Source organism: Uniformispora flossi (assembly GCF_049534875.1).
GTDB lineage: Bacteria > Actinomycetota > Actinomycetes > Streptomycetales > Streptomycetaceae > Yinghuangia > Yinghuangia aomiensis.
On the sequence record NZ_JBMULZ010000011.1, the window covers coordinates 1 to 15,271 of the forward strand.

At 73.4% G+C, this 15,271-nt stretch carries 12 protein-coding genes and 1 rRNA gene; 8 read left to right on the top strand and 5 right to left on the bottom strand.

The genetic code is table 11. From position 1 onward, the window contains the following. Positions 1-151: 151 nt before the first annotated feature. A 5S ribosomal RNA gene (gene rrf, locus ACPA54_RS23160) occupies positions 152-268 on the top strand. 190 nt (positions 269-458) lie between these two features. Here the strand turns inward: rrf and ACPA54_RS23165 are convergent. From ACPA54_RS23165 to ACPA54_RS23185, 5 genes are all read right to left on the bottom strand, one after another. Then, positions 459-1,754 carry a DUF58 domain-containing protein gene (locus ACPA54_RS23165; protein ID WP_423532692.1) on the bottom strand — a complete coding sequence of 432 codons (1,296 nt, stop codon included), beginning with the start codon at positions 1,752-1,754 and terminating at the stop codon, positions 459-461. Positions 1,755-1,899: 145 nt separating this feature from the next. After that, on the bottom strand, positions 1,900-2,829 hold the full coding sequence (locus ACPA54_RS23170) for an AAA family ATPase (protein WP_345680109.1): 930 nt from the start codon (positions 2,827-2,829) through the stop codon (positions 1,900-1,902). Between the two features lie 62 nt (positions 2,830-2,891). Beyond that, positions 2,892-4,130 carry a DUF4350 domain-containing protein gene (locus tag ACPA54_RS23175; RefSeq protein WP_423532693.1) on the bottom strand — a complete coding sequence of 413 codons (1,239 nt, stop codon included), beginning with the start codon at positions 4,128-4,130 and terminating at the stop codon, positions 2,892-2,894. Beyond that, entirely contained in the window at positions 4,127-4,837 is a 711-nt protein-coding gene (locus tag ACPA54_RS23180; RefSeq protein WP_423532695.1) for a DUF4129 domain-containing protein, read from the bottom strand. The genes ACPA54_RS23175 and ACPA54_RS23180 overlap by 4 nt, the downstream gene beginning before the upstream one ends. Further along, positions 4,834-6,648, bottom strand: coding sequence for a hypothetical protein (locus ACPA54_RS23185; RefSeq protein ID WP_423532697.1), 1,815 nt, complete (start codon positions 6,646-6,648; stop codon positions 4,834-4,836). The genes ACPA54_RS23180 and ACPA54_RS23185 overlap by 4 nt, the downstream gene beginning before the upstream one ends. Positions 6,649-7,003: 355 nt before the next feature. Between ACPA54_RS23185 and ACPA54_RS23190 the strand changes: the two genes are divergently transcribed. The 7 genes from ACPA54_RS23190 (at position 7,004) to ACPA54_RS23220 (ending at position 15,257) form a co-directional block, all read left to right on the top strand. After that, positions 7,004-8,191, top strand: a complete 1,188-nt coding sequence (locus tag ACPA54_RS23190; RefSeq protein ID WP_423532699.1) for an S-methyl-5-thioribose-1-phosphate isomerase — start codon at positions 7,004-7,006, stop codon at positions 8,189-8,191. Continuing rightward, positions 8,188-8,874: an MtrAB system response regulator MtrA gene (gene mtrA, locus ACPA54_RS23195; protein ID WP_345680065.1), complete on the top strand. Its 687-nt coding sequence runs from the start codon at positions 8,188-8,190 to the stop codon at positions 8,872-8,874. Before ACPA54_RS23190 ends, mtrA begins: the two co-directional genes overlap by 4 nt. 37 nt (positions 8,875-8,911) lie before the next feature. Further along, complete coding sequence (gene mtrB, locus ACPA54_RS23200; RefSeq protein WP_423532701.1) at positions 8,912-10,822, top strand: MtrAB system histidine kinase MtrB; 1,911 nt, start codon at positions 8,912-8,914, stop codon at positions 10,820-10,822. Then, complete coding sequence (locus tag ACPA54_RS23205; RefSeq protein ID WP_423532703.1) at positions 10,819-12,621, top strand: LpqB family beta-propeller domain-containing protein; 1,803 nt, start codon at positions 10,819-10,821, stop codon at positions 12,619-12,621. The genes mtrB and ACPA54_RS23205 overlap by 4 nt, the downstream gene beginning before the upstream one ends. A gap of 167 nt (positions 12,622-12,788) precedes the next feature. Then, positions 12,789-13,760, top strand: a complete 972-nt coding sequence (locus ACPA54_RS23210; RefSeq protein WP_423532705.1) for a ComF family protein — start codon at positions 12,789-12,791, stop codon at positions 13,758-13,760. Further along, complete coding sequence (gene hpf, locus ACPA54_RS23215; protein WP_423532707.1) at positions 13,642-14,325, top strand: ribosome hibernation-promoting factor, HPF/YfiA family; 684 nt, start codon at positions 13,642-13,644, stop codon at positions 14,323-14,325. The genes ACPA54_RS23210 and hpf overlap by 119 nt, the downstream gene beginning before the upstream one ends. A 221-nt stretch (positions 14,326-14,546) precedes the next feature. Continuing rightward, on the top strand, positions 14,547-15,257 hold the full coding sequence (locus ACPA54_RS23220; RefSeq protein ID WP_423532709.1) for a response regulator: 711 nt from the start codon (positions 14,547-14,549) through the stop codon (positions 15,255-15,257). The last annotated feature ends 14 nt before the right edge of the window (positions 15,258-15,271 follow it).

Genomic DNA, 15,271 nt, shown 5'->3' on the forward strand with positions numbered 1-15,271 from the left:
CTGACCGGTACTAATAGGCCGAGGACTTGTCCTCAGATGCTCGCGTCCACTGTGTGGTTCCCGGACCGCAATCGGTTTCGGTGTGAACCACAGTTATTGACTGTTGAATAGTCATGATCTGGTTGACCTGAACCTTATGGTTCGATGGTTTTCCGGTGGTCTTGGCGAAGAGGAAACGCCCGGTCCCATTCCGAACCCGGAAGCTAAGCTCTTCAGCGCCGATGGTACTGCACTCGAAGGGGTGTGGGAGAGTAGGACGCCGCCGGAATTTACTTACAGATAGCCCCGCCCGGGTGACCGGGCGGGGCTATCTGCATTTCCGGACTCGCTCGCTGTTCGTGAATTGACGTGCGTCGGATCGACGTACGCGTAGAGGCCCCTCCCGCCCGGGAGGGGCCGTTTGCGTTTCCGGTCGGGTCCGCAGCCGGCCGCACCGCAGGCGGACCCCACAGCAACCCCTACAACCGCCCCGCAAGCTTCAACGCCAGATACACATCCGTCAGCTGCGAAGCCAGCTCGACCGGCGGAGCGTCCACCACACTGACCCCGTGCCGCTGGAGTTCGGCGGCGGTGTCGCGGCGCTCGCGGAGTTCGCGTTCGGCGGCCGCGGCGGCATAGACCGCTTCGGCGGTGCCGCGGCCGCCGGCCATCGCGGTGAGCGCCGGGTCGGCGACGGCGGCCACGACGACCTCGTGCCGGTCGGTGAGTTGGGGCAGGACCGGCAGCAGGCCCTCGCGGACGGCTTCGGCGTCCAGGCCGGTGAGCAGGACGACGAGGGAGCGGCGCTTCGCGCGGCGGATGATCTCGGCGACCAGCCGTGGTGCGTTCGCTTCGACGAGTTCGGGTTCGAGGGGTGCCATGGCCTGGACGAAGGCCGGGAGGACGGCGGTGCGCGAGGCGCCTCGCACGTCCGCGCGGACCCGGCGGTCGTGCGCGAGGAGGTCCACACGGTCGCCCGCCTTGGCGGCGACAGCGGTCAACAGCAGCGCGGCGTCCATCGCGGCGTCGAGCCGCGGTGCGTCGCCGATGCGGCCCGCGGAGGTGCGGCCGGTGTCCAGCACGACGAGGATGTGCCGGTCCCGCTCCGGCCGCCAGGTGCGGACCACGACGTTCTGGGCCCGTGCGGTGGCCCGCCAGTCGATCGAGCGGACGTCGTCGCCGGGCACGTACTCGCGCAGCGCGTCGAATTCGGTGCCGCGGCCGCGGGTGAGGACGGCGGACCGGCCGTCCAGCTCACGCAGTCGTTCGAGCTTGGACGGTAGCAGACGGCGGCTCGGGAACGCGGGCAGGACGCGGACCGTCCACGGCACCTCGTGGGAGCCCTGGCGGCCGGCGAGGCCCAGCGGGCCGAGGGAGCGGACGGTCACCCGGTGCGCGGGCCGGTCGCCGCGCCGGGTGGGCCGCAGGTCGGTCGTGATGCGGGCGCGTTCGCCGGGCCGGATCGCGAGGGTGTGGCGCTGCGCGTTGGCGCCGGCGCTGGGTGGCCAGGCGTCGCGGAGCCGGCCGTCGACCGCGCGTTCGGACGGGTTGTCCACCGTGAGCGTGACGCGCGCGGGTTCGCCGAGTCGGACCGTGGTGTCGCCGTCGCGGGTGAACTGCAGCGCGCGGACCGGTCCGGCGAGGACGAGGTCGATGACGACCAGCGCCGCGAGCACGCCGCACACGAGGGCGACGCCGGTCCACGACGGGATCAGCAGTCCCACGACGAGCGCGCCGACGGCGGCGGCGAAGGCGGTGCGCGCGGTGAGCGTCATCGAGGCTCCGTCTCCTTCCGAGGACTACCGGAGACCGACGAGGCAGCACCCGCCGTGGCCGTGGCACGACCCGGCCCCCGGCCTCGGCTTCTCAGACGAGCACCGATGTCGGCATGGACACAGCCCGCCCACCGTTCCGCATCCCTCACCGCGGCACCGGCACCGAAGCCAGCACCGCATCCACCACCGAGTCCGCCGTGACGCCCTCCAGCTCCGCTTCCGGGCGTAGCTGTACGCGATGCCGCAGCGTCGGCTTCGCGAGCGCCTTCACATCGTCCGGTGTCGTGTAGTCGCGGCCGGACAGCCACGCCCACGCGCGGGCGGTCGCCAGCAGTGCCGTTGCGCCGCGCGGCGAGACGCCGAGCTGCAGGGACGGCGAGGTGCGGGTGGCCCGCACCAGGTCCACCACGTACGCCAGGACGTCGGGATCCACCCGCAGCGCGCCGACCGCGGCGCGCCCTGCCGCGAGTTCGGCCGGGCCCGCGACCGGGCGGATGCCCGCCGCGTCCAGGTCGCGCGGGTCGAAACCCGCCGCGTGGCGGCGCAGGACGTCGATCTCTTCGTCGCGGCCGGGCAGCGGCACCGTCAGTTTCAGCAGGAAGCGGTCGAGTTGGGCTTCCGGCAGGGGATACGTGCCTTCGTACTCGACGGGGTTCTGCGTCGCCGCGACGACGAACGGGTCGGGCAGCGGCCGCGGCGTGCCGTCCACCGAGACCTGGCGTTCTTCCATCGCCTCCAGCAGCGACGCCTGGGTCTTCGGCGGGGTGCGGTTGATCTCGTCCGCGAGCATCAGGTTGGTGAAGACCGGGCCCGGGCGGAAGGAGAACTCCGCGGTGCGGGCGTCGTAGACCATCGACCCGGTCACGTCGCCCGGCATCAGGTCGGGCGTGAACTGCACGCGTGTGGACCGCAGATCGAGGGCGCGAGCCAGGGTGCGGACCAGCAGCGTCTTGGCGACGCCCGGTACGCCTTCGAGGAGTACGTGGCCGCGGCACAGCAGGGCGATGACCAGTCCGGACACGACCGAGTCCTGTCCGACCACGACCTTGGCGACCTCGCCGCGCAGGGCTTCCATCGCGGCGCGTGCCGCGTCGCCGGACGGGAGGGCGGCGGTTTCCTGGGTGGTGACGGGTCCGCTCACGGCTGGGGTTCCCCTGTCTTGACGTGTTCTTCCAGCAGGTCGAGGCGGTCGGCGAGGGCGATCAGGCCGTCGTCGCCGATCGGGACCGCACCGTACAGAAGATCGTGGATGTCGGCCGCCGGGCGGCCCGTGCGTGCCGAGGCCGCGTCGGCGAGGGCGCTGGGTGCGGCCGTCGACGGGACGCCGAGGCGGGCCGCGATGCGGGCCCGGGCGGCGGCGCGGAGTTCCTCGGCGGCGTGTCCGGCGGTGCGGCCGCGCCGATACAGCCGGGCACGGCCTTCGGCGGTCTCGGTGGCGCGGACGACGACGGGCAGCGGCTCGGTGACGACGGGGCCGAGGCGGCGTGCCCGGTACAGCGCGAACAGGACGACGGCGATGCCGAATTGCAGGGTGCCGAACCGCCAGCCCGCCGGCAGCAGGTGCAACAGGCCTTCCTGGCCGCCGTTTTCGGCGTTCGACGGCAGGTACCACAGCACCGTCGGGTGGGCGCCGAGGAGTTGCATGCTCAGGGAGGCGTTGCCTTGTTCGTCGAGGTCGCGGTTGCGCAGCGGGTTGCCGGTGCCGAACAGGACGACGTCGCCGCTTTCGCGCGGGACGACCGCCAGGGTCGGCTGTCCTTCCTGCGGGTAACAGCGCACGGTGCCTTGGGCGTTGGAGATGTAGCCGCGGCCGCCGAGGTTGACGGGGCCGGCGCGTTCGGCTTCGGGAAGCGTGCAGCGGGGCTGCAGGACGCCGGTCGACACGGTTCCGGAGTCGGAGGCGTCGACGCCGAAGGCTTCCAGGGCTGCGGATTCGGGTGCGATCAGGACGGTGCGGGCGGGGCGGAGCACGCCGACGGCGCCGAGTTGCGCGTCGGTCAGGCGTTCGGGGAACGGGACGACGACGGTGGTGTCGGGCGCCTGTTCGACCGCGGTGAGGAGCGCCGTGGTGTCGGTGACGAGTGTGACGTCGATGCGCTGGCGGCGCAGGAGTTCGGCGAGGGCGCGGGATCCGGACGGGTCGGCGGCGCGCGGGTCGAGGTCGCCGCGTTCGCGTCCGCCGGTGACGAGGACGGTGCCGGCGACCACGATCAGGACGAGTGCGGCGAGCAGCAGCGGCATGCGGACGGCGTGCCAGATCGCGGCGCCGTCGGGGCTGACGGAGGTGGTGCGGCGCGCGGCCGGGTGGTCTGCCGGCGTGGTGATCGGCTCGTCGGTGTCGGCGGAGGCGGTGGCCGACGGCGGCGCGGTGCTCATCGCGGTGTCCGGTCGGGGGCCGCGGCGGCGGGTTCGCGGGCCGGGCGGGTGGCGGCGCAGCGGCGGTCGAGGTCGCGGAGGGTGGCGTCCATGGCCGCGGTGGCCGGGTGGGCGCCGTAGCGGACGTCGTCGAAAACGGCGGCCGCGGCGGTGAGTTCCGGGGCGAGGGCGGGGAGGCTGCGGCCGGCTTCGGCGGCGGCTTCGTGCGCGGTGCGGCCGGGGCGTTCGTCGAGGATCGCGCGTTCTTCGAGGCTGCGGACGATGGCGCGGAGGCGTTCTTGCACGGCGGTGTCCCAGGCGCCGCGGGCGGCGTGGGCGTCCGCGGCGGCGCGGTGGTCGGCCGCGGTGCGCGGTCGGGCGTCGGCGAACAGGGCGTCCTTGGCGGTCGCCGTGCGGTGGACGCGGAGCGGGCCGAGGCGCAGGCGTACCGCGATGACCGCGGCGACGACGAGGGCGAACAGCAGGACCAGTCCGAACGGTCCGCCGGGGGCCAGCGTGGTGGCCTTGTCGAGCAGGTCGGCGAACCGGTCGACGATCCAGTCGAAGACGCGCTGGAACAGCGACGGGTCGTCCTGGTGGTAGATCTGCTTGGACAGTTCGTCGCGGGCGGCGTCCCGGGCCGGGTCGCGCGGGATGTCGACCGGCCCGGGCGGCGGTGTCGCGGCGGCCGGGACCGCCGCGAGCACCGCGTGGAGGGCACCGGTCACGAGGCCGCCGGGGTGGCGTCGTCCGGGACGAGGCCCGCGGCACGCGCGAGTTCCAGGTCCAGGGCCTCGCGGCGCATGCGCTGGTCGATGTAGAGGAGCGCGGTCGCGCCCGCGTTGAAGGGGAACGTGATGGCGTACGCGATGACCCCGCCGATGCCGACGATCATGGCGTCGGTGAACGAGTCGGGGACGGCCGCGGCGCCGAACTGGGAGAACCCGGTGGCCAGGCTGAAGGGCGTCTGCACGATCGCGCCGAGGATCCCGGACAGGATCGTGATCAGCAGCAGGATGCCGCAGACCCGCCACCAACTGCCGGTGACGAGCTTGCGCGACCGGGCGAGGGCCTTGCCGACGGTCTGCTTTTCCAGGATCAACGCGGGTGCGGCCAGGGCGAGCAGGACGTACGCGTAGACGAAGAGCACGCCGCCGCCGATGAACCCGAGCACGAGCACGGCGCCGCCGGCCGCGCCGAACAGCACGGCGAGCACCAGTCCCGGCAGAAGGCATGCCAGGAATAGTCCCGCCGGGATCAGAGGCGTCAGCGCCGACACGCCGAGAAGCCGCCACAGCAGCGGCTTGGTGCCCTGCCAGGCGCGGTCGAGGGTGATGTCCTTGCCGAGCACGGCGCGGCTGACGACGAGCGTCAGGATGCCGGTGATCACGAGCTGCCCGAGCAGCATGACGACGAACAGCACGGCGGTGGAGCCGACCAGCGGCCCCATCATGTCCCTGAGCTGGTCGGCGTCGGCGTTCGGGTCGTCGAGCGGGGACAGGTCGACGTTCCGCAGGATCGCCCACTGCGCGGGGACGGCGATGGCCTGCGTCACCAGGGCCACGACCAGCGACAGCCCGATCATGAGCTTCCAGTGGGCGCGCATCGCCGCGATCGCCCCGTCCAGGACCTCGCCCACGCCGAGGGGGCGCAGCGGGATGATGCCGGGCTTGGCGGCGGGTGTGGCCGACCCCTGCCAGCGCGGCGGCGCACCCCAGCCGGGACCGCCGGGTGCGCCCCAGCCGTGCGTCGGCGGCGGGCCGCCGGGGGCGCCCCACTTGGGCGCCTGCGGCGGACGGGGCTGCTGCGGGTCCGGCTGCTGATGCGGCGCACCCCAGCCCGGCGGGACACCGTTGCCGGACCCGCCGGGGACACCCCAGCCGGACGCGGCGGGCGGCTGCTGGGAAGACCAGCCCGGGGGGACGGAGGAGGCGGAGGGGGCGGCGTCGGCGCCGTCCGCGGCGGGGGACGCACCGGGGGCGGCCGACGGGGCGCCGGTGTCCGGGGTGGCGGGGGAGTCTTCCGAGGCAGGGGAGGCCGGTGCGGCCGAGCCGCCCGGCACGGCGCCCGTGCTCGCGCCCGTGCTCGCGCCCGTGCTCGCGCCCGTGCTCGCGCCCGTGCTCGCGCCCGTGCTCGCGTCGGCGCTCGTGTCCGTGCTCGCCTCCGTGCTCGTGTCGGCGGAGGCCTTGCCCGACCCGTCCGCAGCGGACCCGCTCGCGTCCGCGTCGCCGCGGGGCATCGCGTCGGCGCCGCGCGGTGCGTCGGCGGTCGGAGCAGCCGGCTCGTCCTCGCTCGCCGCCTCCTCGCTCGCCGCCTCCGCGCGTGGCGCGTTCAGGCGGGGCGCGTCCGTGGCCGTCCACGAGGCCGCCGGGGCGTCCGGCGCGGTCGCTGCCGGGTCCGGGGCCGGGTCGGTGGTCGGCTCGGCCTTCGGCTCGGGGGCGTCGGCCGTGTCCGGCGTCCCGGCGTCGTCCGCCGCCGTCTCGGGCGGCGTGGGAACCTTCCGGGGCTCGTCGGCGGGGCGGCCCGGAGAGTCCGTCATCGAAGTTGCTCCTCGTTCCGGTTGGATGGCGGTCAATCGTGGCACGGTTTTGCCCGCGCTTGGCGGTCGACTCCCGCGTTTTCGGTCGCGGGGGGCACCCCCGGCCGACCGGCTCCCGCCCAGGCGCCGACCGGGAAAGTCCGGATCGCCGACGCGGCCGCAGGCCGACCGGGCCCCAAGCCGCACCCTCGCCCGGTGACCGCAGCAGGCGGACGGGGAGGACGCGGCCACACTCCACGCAGCCGGCCACACTCCGCGCGGCCGCACTCCACGTGGCCACACTCCCGCGGTCGCGCGGCCGCAAGGGCGACCGCTCCACCCGCCACACTGCCACCCTGCGCGGCACACTTGCCGCATGCCCACCCTCCCCTCCGACGCCGGCTGGCACCCGCGGCCCGTCTTCTGGAGCGACGACCTCCCCACCGCCTACGGCCGCGGTCCCGCCGTCGTGCTCTTGGACCGGGCCCGCCTGCCCGGCGCCGAGGCCCGGCTGGTCTGCAGTGACGTTCCGGCGCTGGTGGACGCGATCCGGCGCCGCGTCGTGGACGGCGGCCCGCTGCTCGGCATCGCGGCGGCCTACGGCGTCGCCCTCGCCGCCGCTCGCGGCGATGACGTCGAGGCGGCCGCCGACGCTCTCACCCGCGCCGACCTCGGGCAGACACACGCCACAGCCGAGCCTGCGCCTGCCGTCGGCGCCCGGGTGCACGCGGCACACGACCCCGCGCCCGCCCACCACGCCCGCGAGACCTGGCGCACCTCCGCCCTCGCCTCCGGCGCCCGCCAAGCCCGCGAGGCATGGCGGCAGTCCGCCCACGACCCCGCAGCGCCCCTCGCCGCCGCGCGGGCCCTCCACACCGCCGTCGACCGGACGAGCTTCGCCCTGGCCCGGCACGGCGCCCGCCTGGCCGCCGAAATCCTTCCCGAGCGTCCCCTGCGCGTCCTCACCCACGGCCATACCGGCGCTCTCACCCACGGTGGTGAAGGCACCGCCTTCGCCGTCGCCCGTGCCCTGCACCGTGCCGGACGCCTCGCCCGCCTCCACGGCGACGCCGACGCCGCGCTGACCGCCTACGAGGCCGAGCGCTGCGGCCTGCCGTACACCGCCCTGCCCGACCCCCGCACCGACCCCGACGGCGCCCTCGAGTCCCTCGACGCCATCGACCTCGTCCTCGTCGGCGCCCACCGCATCGCCGCCGACGGCGCCGTCACCAACACAGCCGGCACCCACGCCTTGGCCCGCCGGGCCGCGCGAGCCCGCCCCCGCGGAATCCCCGTCCTCGTCGTCGCCCCGGTTGCCGCAATCGACCCCCGCACGCCCTCCGAAGCTGCCATCGTGGGCGGGATCCGTGATGCCGGTGAGGTCACGGAGTTCTCCGGCCACGCCCTCGCGACGGCCGGCGATGCCTCCTCCGATCCGGCTTTCGATGTGACGCCACCCGCGCTGATCTGCGCGATTGTCACGGAAACAGGGGTTTTGTCGCCGGTGACAACGATCGCGATTGCCCGGATGAGTGCAGGTCACGATCCGGTAATGCGACGATGATGTCTATGAAGGGACGTGTCCTCATCGTCGACGATGACACCGCGCTGTCCGAGATGCTTGGCATCGTGCTGCGGGGCGAAGGCTTCGAGCCGTCGTTCGTGGCCGACGGCGACAAAGCACTCCAGACTTTCCGGGAGGTCAAACCGGACCTGGTGCTGCTCGACTTGATGCTGCCCGGCAGGGACGGCATCGACGTGTGTCGGCAGATCCGCGCGGAGTCCGGTGTACCGATCGTCATGCTCACCGCGAAGAGCGACACGGTCGATGTCGTCGTGGGCCTCGAATCGGGTGCCGACGACTACGTGATCAAGCCGTTCAAACCCAAGGAGCTGGTGGCGCGGGTCCGCGCCCGGCTGCGCCGGGCCGAGGAACCGACACCGGAGCAGCTGGTGATCGGGGACCTGGTGATCGACGTCGCCGGGCACTCGGTCAAGCGCGACGGCCGGAACATCGCGCTCACCCCGCTCGAGTTCGACCTGCTGGTCGCGCTCGCCCGCAAGCCGTGGCAGGTCTTCACCCGTGAAGTCCTGCTCGAGCAGGTCTGGGGCTACCGGCACGCCGCCGACACCCGCCTGGTCAACGTGCACGTGCAGCGGCTGCGCTCGAAGATCGAGCGCGACCCGGAACGGCCGGAGATCGTGGTGACCGTGCGCGGTGTCGGCTACAAGGCGGGCCCGGCCTGAGCCGCCCCGCCCCGACGAGTCCGAGACCCGTGACCTGATGGCCTACCCCTCGCCGCCTTCGCCACTGCGCCGCGGCTGGTCCTTGTGGACCCTCGCGCTGCGCAGGGCGCGTGCCGCGGTGGGGCGGGTCGTCGCGATCTGGCGGCGGTCGATCCAGTTCCGCGTGGTGTCCACCACGCTGGTGCTGTCCGCCGCCGTCATGGTGCTGCTCGGCATCGTCGTGGTGGGCCAGGTGCAGGGCGGTCTCCTCGACGCGAAGGTGTCGTCGGCGACCGCGCAGGCCCAGGGCGGGTTCCAGGTGGCCCGGCAGCAGGCGTCCGCGCTGGCCGCCGATGCCGGGCGCCAGCCTGCCCCGACGGGGACGGGCAGCGCGCCGGACACCGGGGGGTTCGACGTCAAGGACTGGCTGACCGGCCTGGTCGACCAGCTGTCCAGCGGCGGCAAGGGCCAGTACGACGTGGCCGTCCTCAGCCCCGACGCGACCGCCAACACGCAGGACACCCGCTGGGGGCCGCGTTCGTCCGGCAACGTGCTCGCCGACCTGAGCGTGCCGCGCGACCTGCGCACCGAAGTCGGGCGGCATTCCGGGGCGGCGTACCAGTTCACCCGGATCGTGCGCGAGTCGACCGAGCCGGGCGGCGGGCGGACGAGCACCAAGGGTGTGGTCGTCGGCGCGCAGCTGTCGGACCCGCAGGGCAACCACTACCAGCTCTACTACTTCTTCCCGTTCACCCCGGAGGAGAAGACGCTCGGGCTGGTACGCGGCACGCTCGCCACGGCGGGCGTGTTCCTGGTGCTGCTGCTCGTGGCGATCGCCGCACTGGTCACCCGCCAGGTGGTCACCCCGGTGCGGATGGCCGCCCGGATCGCCGAACGGCTGGCCGCGGGCCGCCTCGAGGAACGCATGAGACCGAACGGCGAGGACGACCTCGCCCGGCTCGGCTCGTCGTTCAACAAGATGGCGTCCACCCTGCAGAACAAGATCCGCCAGCTCGAAGACCTCTCGCGCATGCAGCGCCGGTTCGTCTCGGACGTGTCGCACGAACTGCGCACACCGCTGACCACCGTGCGCATGGCCGCCGACGTGCTGCACGAGGCGCGCGGCAACTTCGACCCCGCGGTCTCGCGCTCCGCGGAACTGCTGCAGACCCAGCTGGACCGGTTCGAGGCGCTGCTGTCCGACCTGCTGGAGATCAGCCGGTTCGACGCGGGTGCGGCCGTCCTGGAATCCGACGCGCTCGACCTGCGCGACCTGGTCGGCCGGGTCGTGGACGCCGCCGAACCGCTCGCCGAGCGCCGCGGCAGCCGCATCGTCGTCGCCGATCCCGGCCGCCCGTGCGTCGCGGAAGTCGATCCGCGGCGCATCGACCGGGTGCTGCGCAACCTGGTCGTGAACGCCGTCGAGCACGGCGAGGGACGCGACGTGGTGGTGACCGTCGGGGTCAACGACGACGCGGTCGCGGTGACCGTGCGCGACTACGGCGTCGGCCTCAAGCCCGGCGAGTCGTCCCTGGTGTTCAACCGGTTCTGGCGCGCCGACCCGGCCCGCGCCCGCACCACCGGCGGCACCGGCCTCGGCCTGTCGATCGCACTGGAGGACACCCACCTGCACGGCGGCTGGCTGCAGGCGTGGGGCGAGCCGGGCGGCGGATCGCAGTTCCGGCTCACGCTGCCTCGCGCACACGGCGGCGAACTGGTCCGCTCGCCGCTGCCGCTGGAACCGCCCGACTCGCGCGCCAACCGCGGCCTGCACCTGGCCGGGACGCCCTACCGGCGGGCCGGCGGCCCGCCCGGGACCCCGGGGACGGGGACGGGGACGCCGCCCGCGGGCCCGCCCGCCTCGAACGGCGGCTCGGCCCGCCCCGGCGACGTGCCGCGCGGGCTGCCCGGCGGCGCCGGCCCGGCGACGTACAAGACGTACCCGACCAAGGAAGGCGGCGGCCGGTGAGCGCCGATCGAGTACCGCGCCGCCCGCGCCGCGGGCAGAGCAGGCTCGGCCGCGCCCTGCGCGCCGGGGCCGCCGCGGCGAGCCTCGTGCTGCTCGGCGCGTGCGCGTCCATGCCCGGCAGCGGCAAGGTCGAGGACGTCACGCGCGGGAACGAGAGCCAGGCCGAGGACCAGCCCGTACGCGTCTTCGGGGTGCCGCCGCAGCGCGACGAGTCGCCCAAGAACCTCGTCGACGGGTTCCTCGAAGCCGTCACCAGCGACGAGCCCGAGTACCAGACCGCGCGCAAGTACCTCACCCCCGAGGCCGCCGCGCGCTGGAACCCGACGTCCGGCATCAAGGTCGTCGAGTCGTTCCCCGGCACCATCTCCCACCCGGTCGCCCCCGAAGGCGCGGCCGCCACCGTCGTCGACGTCACCGGCCAGCAGGTCGCCTCGGTCGACGGCGAAATGGCCTACCAGCCCTCGCCCGCACAGCTCGCCGAGACGTTCGAACTGCGCCGCAACGGCGACGGCCAGTGGCGCATCGACAAGCTGCCCGACGGCCTGCTGCTGTCCCGCGCGGACTTCCGGCGCATCTACAAGTCGGTCAGCCTCTACTGGTACGCCAGCCCCTGGAACACCCCGCTGCTCGTCCCCGACCCGATATACCTGCGCAGCCGTGTCACTCCCACGACCACGCTCGTGGAGAAGCTGCTCAAGGGCCCGACCAGGTGGCTCTCCCCGGTCGTGCGCAGCAGCTTCCCCCTGAACACCTCGCTGGTGGACCGCGCGGTCAACGTCGACGACACCGGCGCGGTGAGCATCCAGCTCAGCGACGAAGCCAAGCAGGCCCCCGCGGCCCAGTGCCTGGAGATGGCGTCGCAGGTGCTGTACACGCTCGGGCAGGTCACCAAGGTCGAGTCCGTCGAGCTGACCACGCACCGTGGGCCCAAGTTGTGCAGCCAGTCCAAGCAGGGCGCCCAGCAGTTCGACCCGGCGTTGCCGCAGACCACCCCGGTCGGCTACTACGTCGCCAAGGGCGCGGTGAACAGCCTGGCCGCGAACAGCACGCAGCCGGCCCCGCTGCCCGGCCCGTTCGGCGACGGCTCGCTCAAGCTCAGCGAGATCGCCGTCGCCCGCCAAGGCCGCCAGATAGCCGGCATCGACCAGAGCGACACCACGCTGTACGTCGGCCTCCTCGACAGCGTCGCCGGGGTCGAGGAGCGCGCCAAGGCCGGCTACGGGCGCACGTTCCTCAGCCCCACATGGGACGGCCGCGGCGGCCTGTGGACGGTGGAACGCAACTCCTCCAGCGGCGCCACCCGCGTGCTGTGGGTCGACAAGGAAGGCACGATCCCGGTCACCCTCGAAGGCTTCGGGGAAAGCAAGGTCACCGGCCTGCGCATATCCCCGGACGGCACCCGCGCCGCGCTGCTGCTCGACGAACGCCACCTGGTGATCGGCCGGGTCATCCGCGGCGTCGACCCGGTCCGCAAGGTCGTCTCGACGGTCACCATCGACGCGCCGCGCGTCCTCCTGCCGAGCCTGGTGTCCGCCAAATCGGTGTCCTGGAACGGTGCGAACCGCCTGGTCGTCCTCGGCACCCAGGAGCAGGGCTCGATGCAGCCGCAGTTCGTCGACGTCGACGGCGGCAACACGGTCGGCATCGCCGCGGTGTCCGGCATCGAAGCCATCGCCGCCCCCGACGGCGCCGACCAGCCGCTGCTCGCCCGCTCCAGCGACCGCAACATCTACCGCCTCGAACCGGGCAACACCTGGAAGGCGATCCGCGAGGGCGAGTATCCGACGTATCCGGGCTGACCGAACCGGTCCGTTCCCGCCGAGCGCCCTTGCCGAGCCGACCGGCCGAGCCGGTTCGGCCGGGTGTGCGAACCCGGCGCCCGCCGCTATACCCGATCCGGCGACACCGGTGTGGCGGAATGCCGAAAAGCGGGTGGAACCGGCTCCCATGCCGCACCGTGGAACGCATGCGGCACGACGAGAGCGCCGAGCGGCGACCGTGGGCGCGCCCCCTGCGCCGACTCACCACCACCTGGGGTGACCTCGTCCTGCCCGCCTCGTGTGCCGGGTGCGGCCGGCCGGGTGCGGCCGTGTGCGCCCGGTGCCGGGCTTACCTGCAATGTCCGCCGCACCTCGTGTCCCCGGAACCCGCACCGCCCGGCCTGCCGCCGGTCGCCGCCGCGGCCGTGTACGAGGATCCGGTCCGGGCCCTGCTCATCGCCCACAAGGAACGCGGCGCCTACGCTGCCACCGCCCCGCTCGGCGACGCCCTCGCGGCCGCCGTCGCCGCGGTCGTCGCGGTCGTCGCGGATCTGCCCGCGGCCTGCCGTCCCGTGCTGGTGCCCGTCCCGTCGGCGCGCCGCGCCGTGCGCGCCCGCGGCCGCGACACCACCCGCGCCCTGGCCCTGCGCGCCGCCCGGACACTCCGCGCCCGCGGCGTGCCCGCCCGCGTTTGCCCAGCCCTGCACCATGCCCGGCCGGTCGCCGACCAAACCGGTCTCACGGCCCGTGAACGTGCGGTGAACGTCACCGGAGCACTCGGTGTTTCCAGCAGGTTGGCACCCCTATTTGAGGGCATTAGTGTGGTGATCGTCGACGATCTCGTGACCACCGGGGCGAGTCTCGCGGAAGCGACCCGCGCGGCCGGTTCCGTGGGCGGAAGGGTGATCGGAGCGGCCGTGGTGGCCGCCACCGCCCGGCGCCCGCACCGGGAAGCGAGTGGTCGGGACCCGAGTCCATCGGCGGTCGCTGAGGCGTTCGACCAGCTCGGCCGGACGGGCGGACAGCCCCACCGGCGTGGCGCAATGGATGGAGTTCTGCGTGGACATTGTCGTCAAGGGCCGAAAGACGGAGGTTCCCGAGCGGTTCCGCAAGCACTGCGTCGAGAAGCTGGACAAGGTCCGCAAGCTCGACGGCCGCGTGATCAGCGTCGACCTTGAGGTCTCCAAGGAGCGCAACCCGCGGTTGGCGGACCGTTCGGACCGCGTGGAGATCACGCTGCGGAGCAAAGGGCCGGTCGTCCGGGCGGAGGCAGCAGCCGCGGACCCGTACGCCGCGCTCGACCTCGCGATGTCAAAGCTGGAGGCACAGTTGCGCAAGGCTGCCGACCGGCGTCGCGTCCACCGGGGGCACCACGCCCCCATGTCCACGGGTGCGGCCACCGCGGAACTGAACGGAAGCACGATGGTCGGCGGGTCCCAGGTGGCCACGGCCGAGGAACTGGACGAGTTGGCCGGCGTGAACGGCATGAACGGCAAGCGGATGGCCGGCCCCATCCAGGTCGACGGCGACGGCCCGCTGGTGGTGCGCGAGAAGGTGCACACCGCCCCGCCGATGACGTTGGAGACGGCGCTCTACGAGATGGAGCTGGTCGGGCACGACTTCTACTTGTTCGTGGACAAGGACTCGGCACTGCCGAGCGTGGTCTACCGGCGCCGCGGCTACGACTACGGCGTCATGCATCTGCAGACCGGCGACCCCGACCTGGAGATGGACGAGGCGTGACGCGGTGACCGGGGTGACCGGGTGGGATCCCTCCCCGGCCGCCCGGTTTCCCCGTCGGGAACCGATGCCCGCCGCCCCGCCCCGCGGGGCGGCGGGCATTTTCGCGGGCGCATTCGGGCCGTAAACGGGCAATCGACGCGAGGGGGCATTGCGGCGTGGCGATGACGTGGGATGCTGGAGCGGACACGGAGCGTACCGGGTCGGCCGAGGGGGAGCACACGGTGGGCGCACAGCACGTCCCAGGCGGCAGCACCGCGGACGGCTCGCACGCGGAGCCGATCCGGGTCCTCGTCGTGGACGACCACGCGCTGTTCCGGCGCGGCCTGGAGATCGTGCTCGCCGCCGAGCCCGACATCGAGGTGGTCGGTGAGGCGGGCGATGGTGCCGAGGCGGTCGACGCCGCGCAGGACCTGCTGCCGGACATCGTCCTGCTGGATGTGCGGATGCCCCGGCGCGGCGGTATCGAGGCGTGCACCGCGATCAAGGAAGTCGCGCCCAGCGCCCGCATCATCATGCTGACGATGAGCGACGACGAAGCAGACCTGTACGACGCCATCAAGGCGGGCGCGACCGGCTACCTGCTCAAGGAGATATCGACGGACGAGGTGGCCACCGCCATCCGCGCGGTCGCCGACGGCCAGTCGCAGATCAGCCCGTCGATGGCGGCGAAGCTGCTGACCGAGTTCAAGTCGATGATCCAGCGCGACGACGAGCGGCGGCTGGTCCCCGCACCGCGGCTGACCGAGCGCGAGGTCGAAGTGCTGCGGCTGGTGGCCACCGGCAAGAACAACCGGGACATCGCCAAGCAGCTGTTCATCAGCGAGAACACGGTGAAGAACCACGTCCGCAACATCCTGGAGAAGCTCCAGCTGCACTCGCGGATGGAAGCCGTGGTGTACGCGGTGCGGGAGAAGATCCTGGAGATCCACTGACCCTGCCGGGCGGC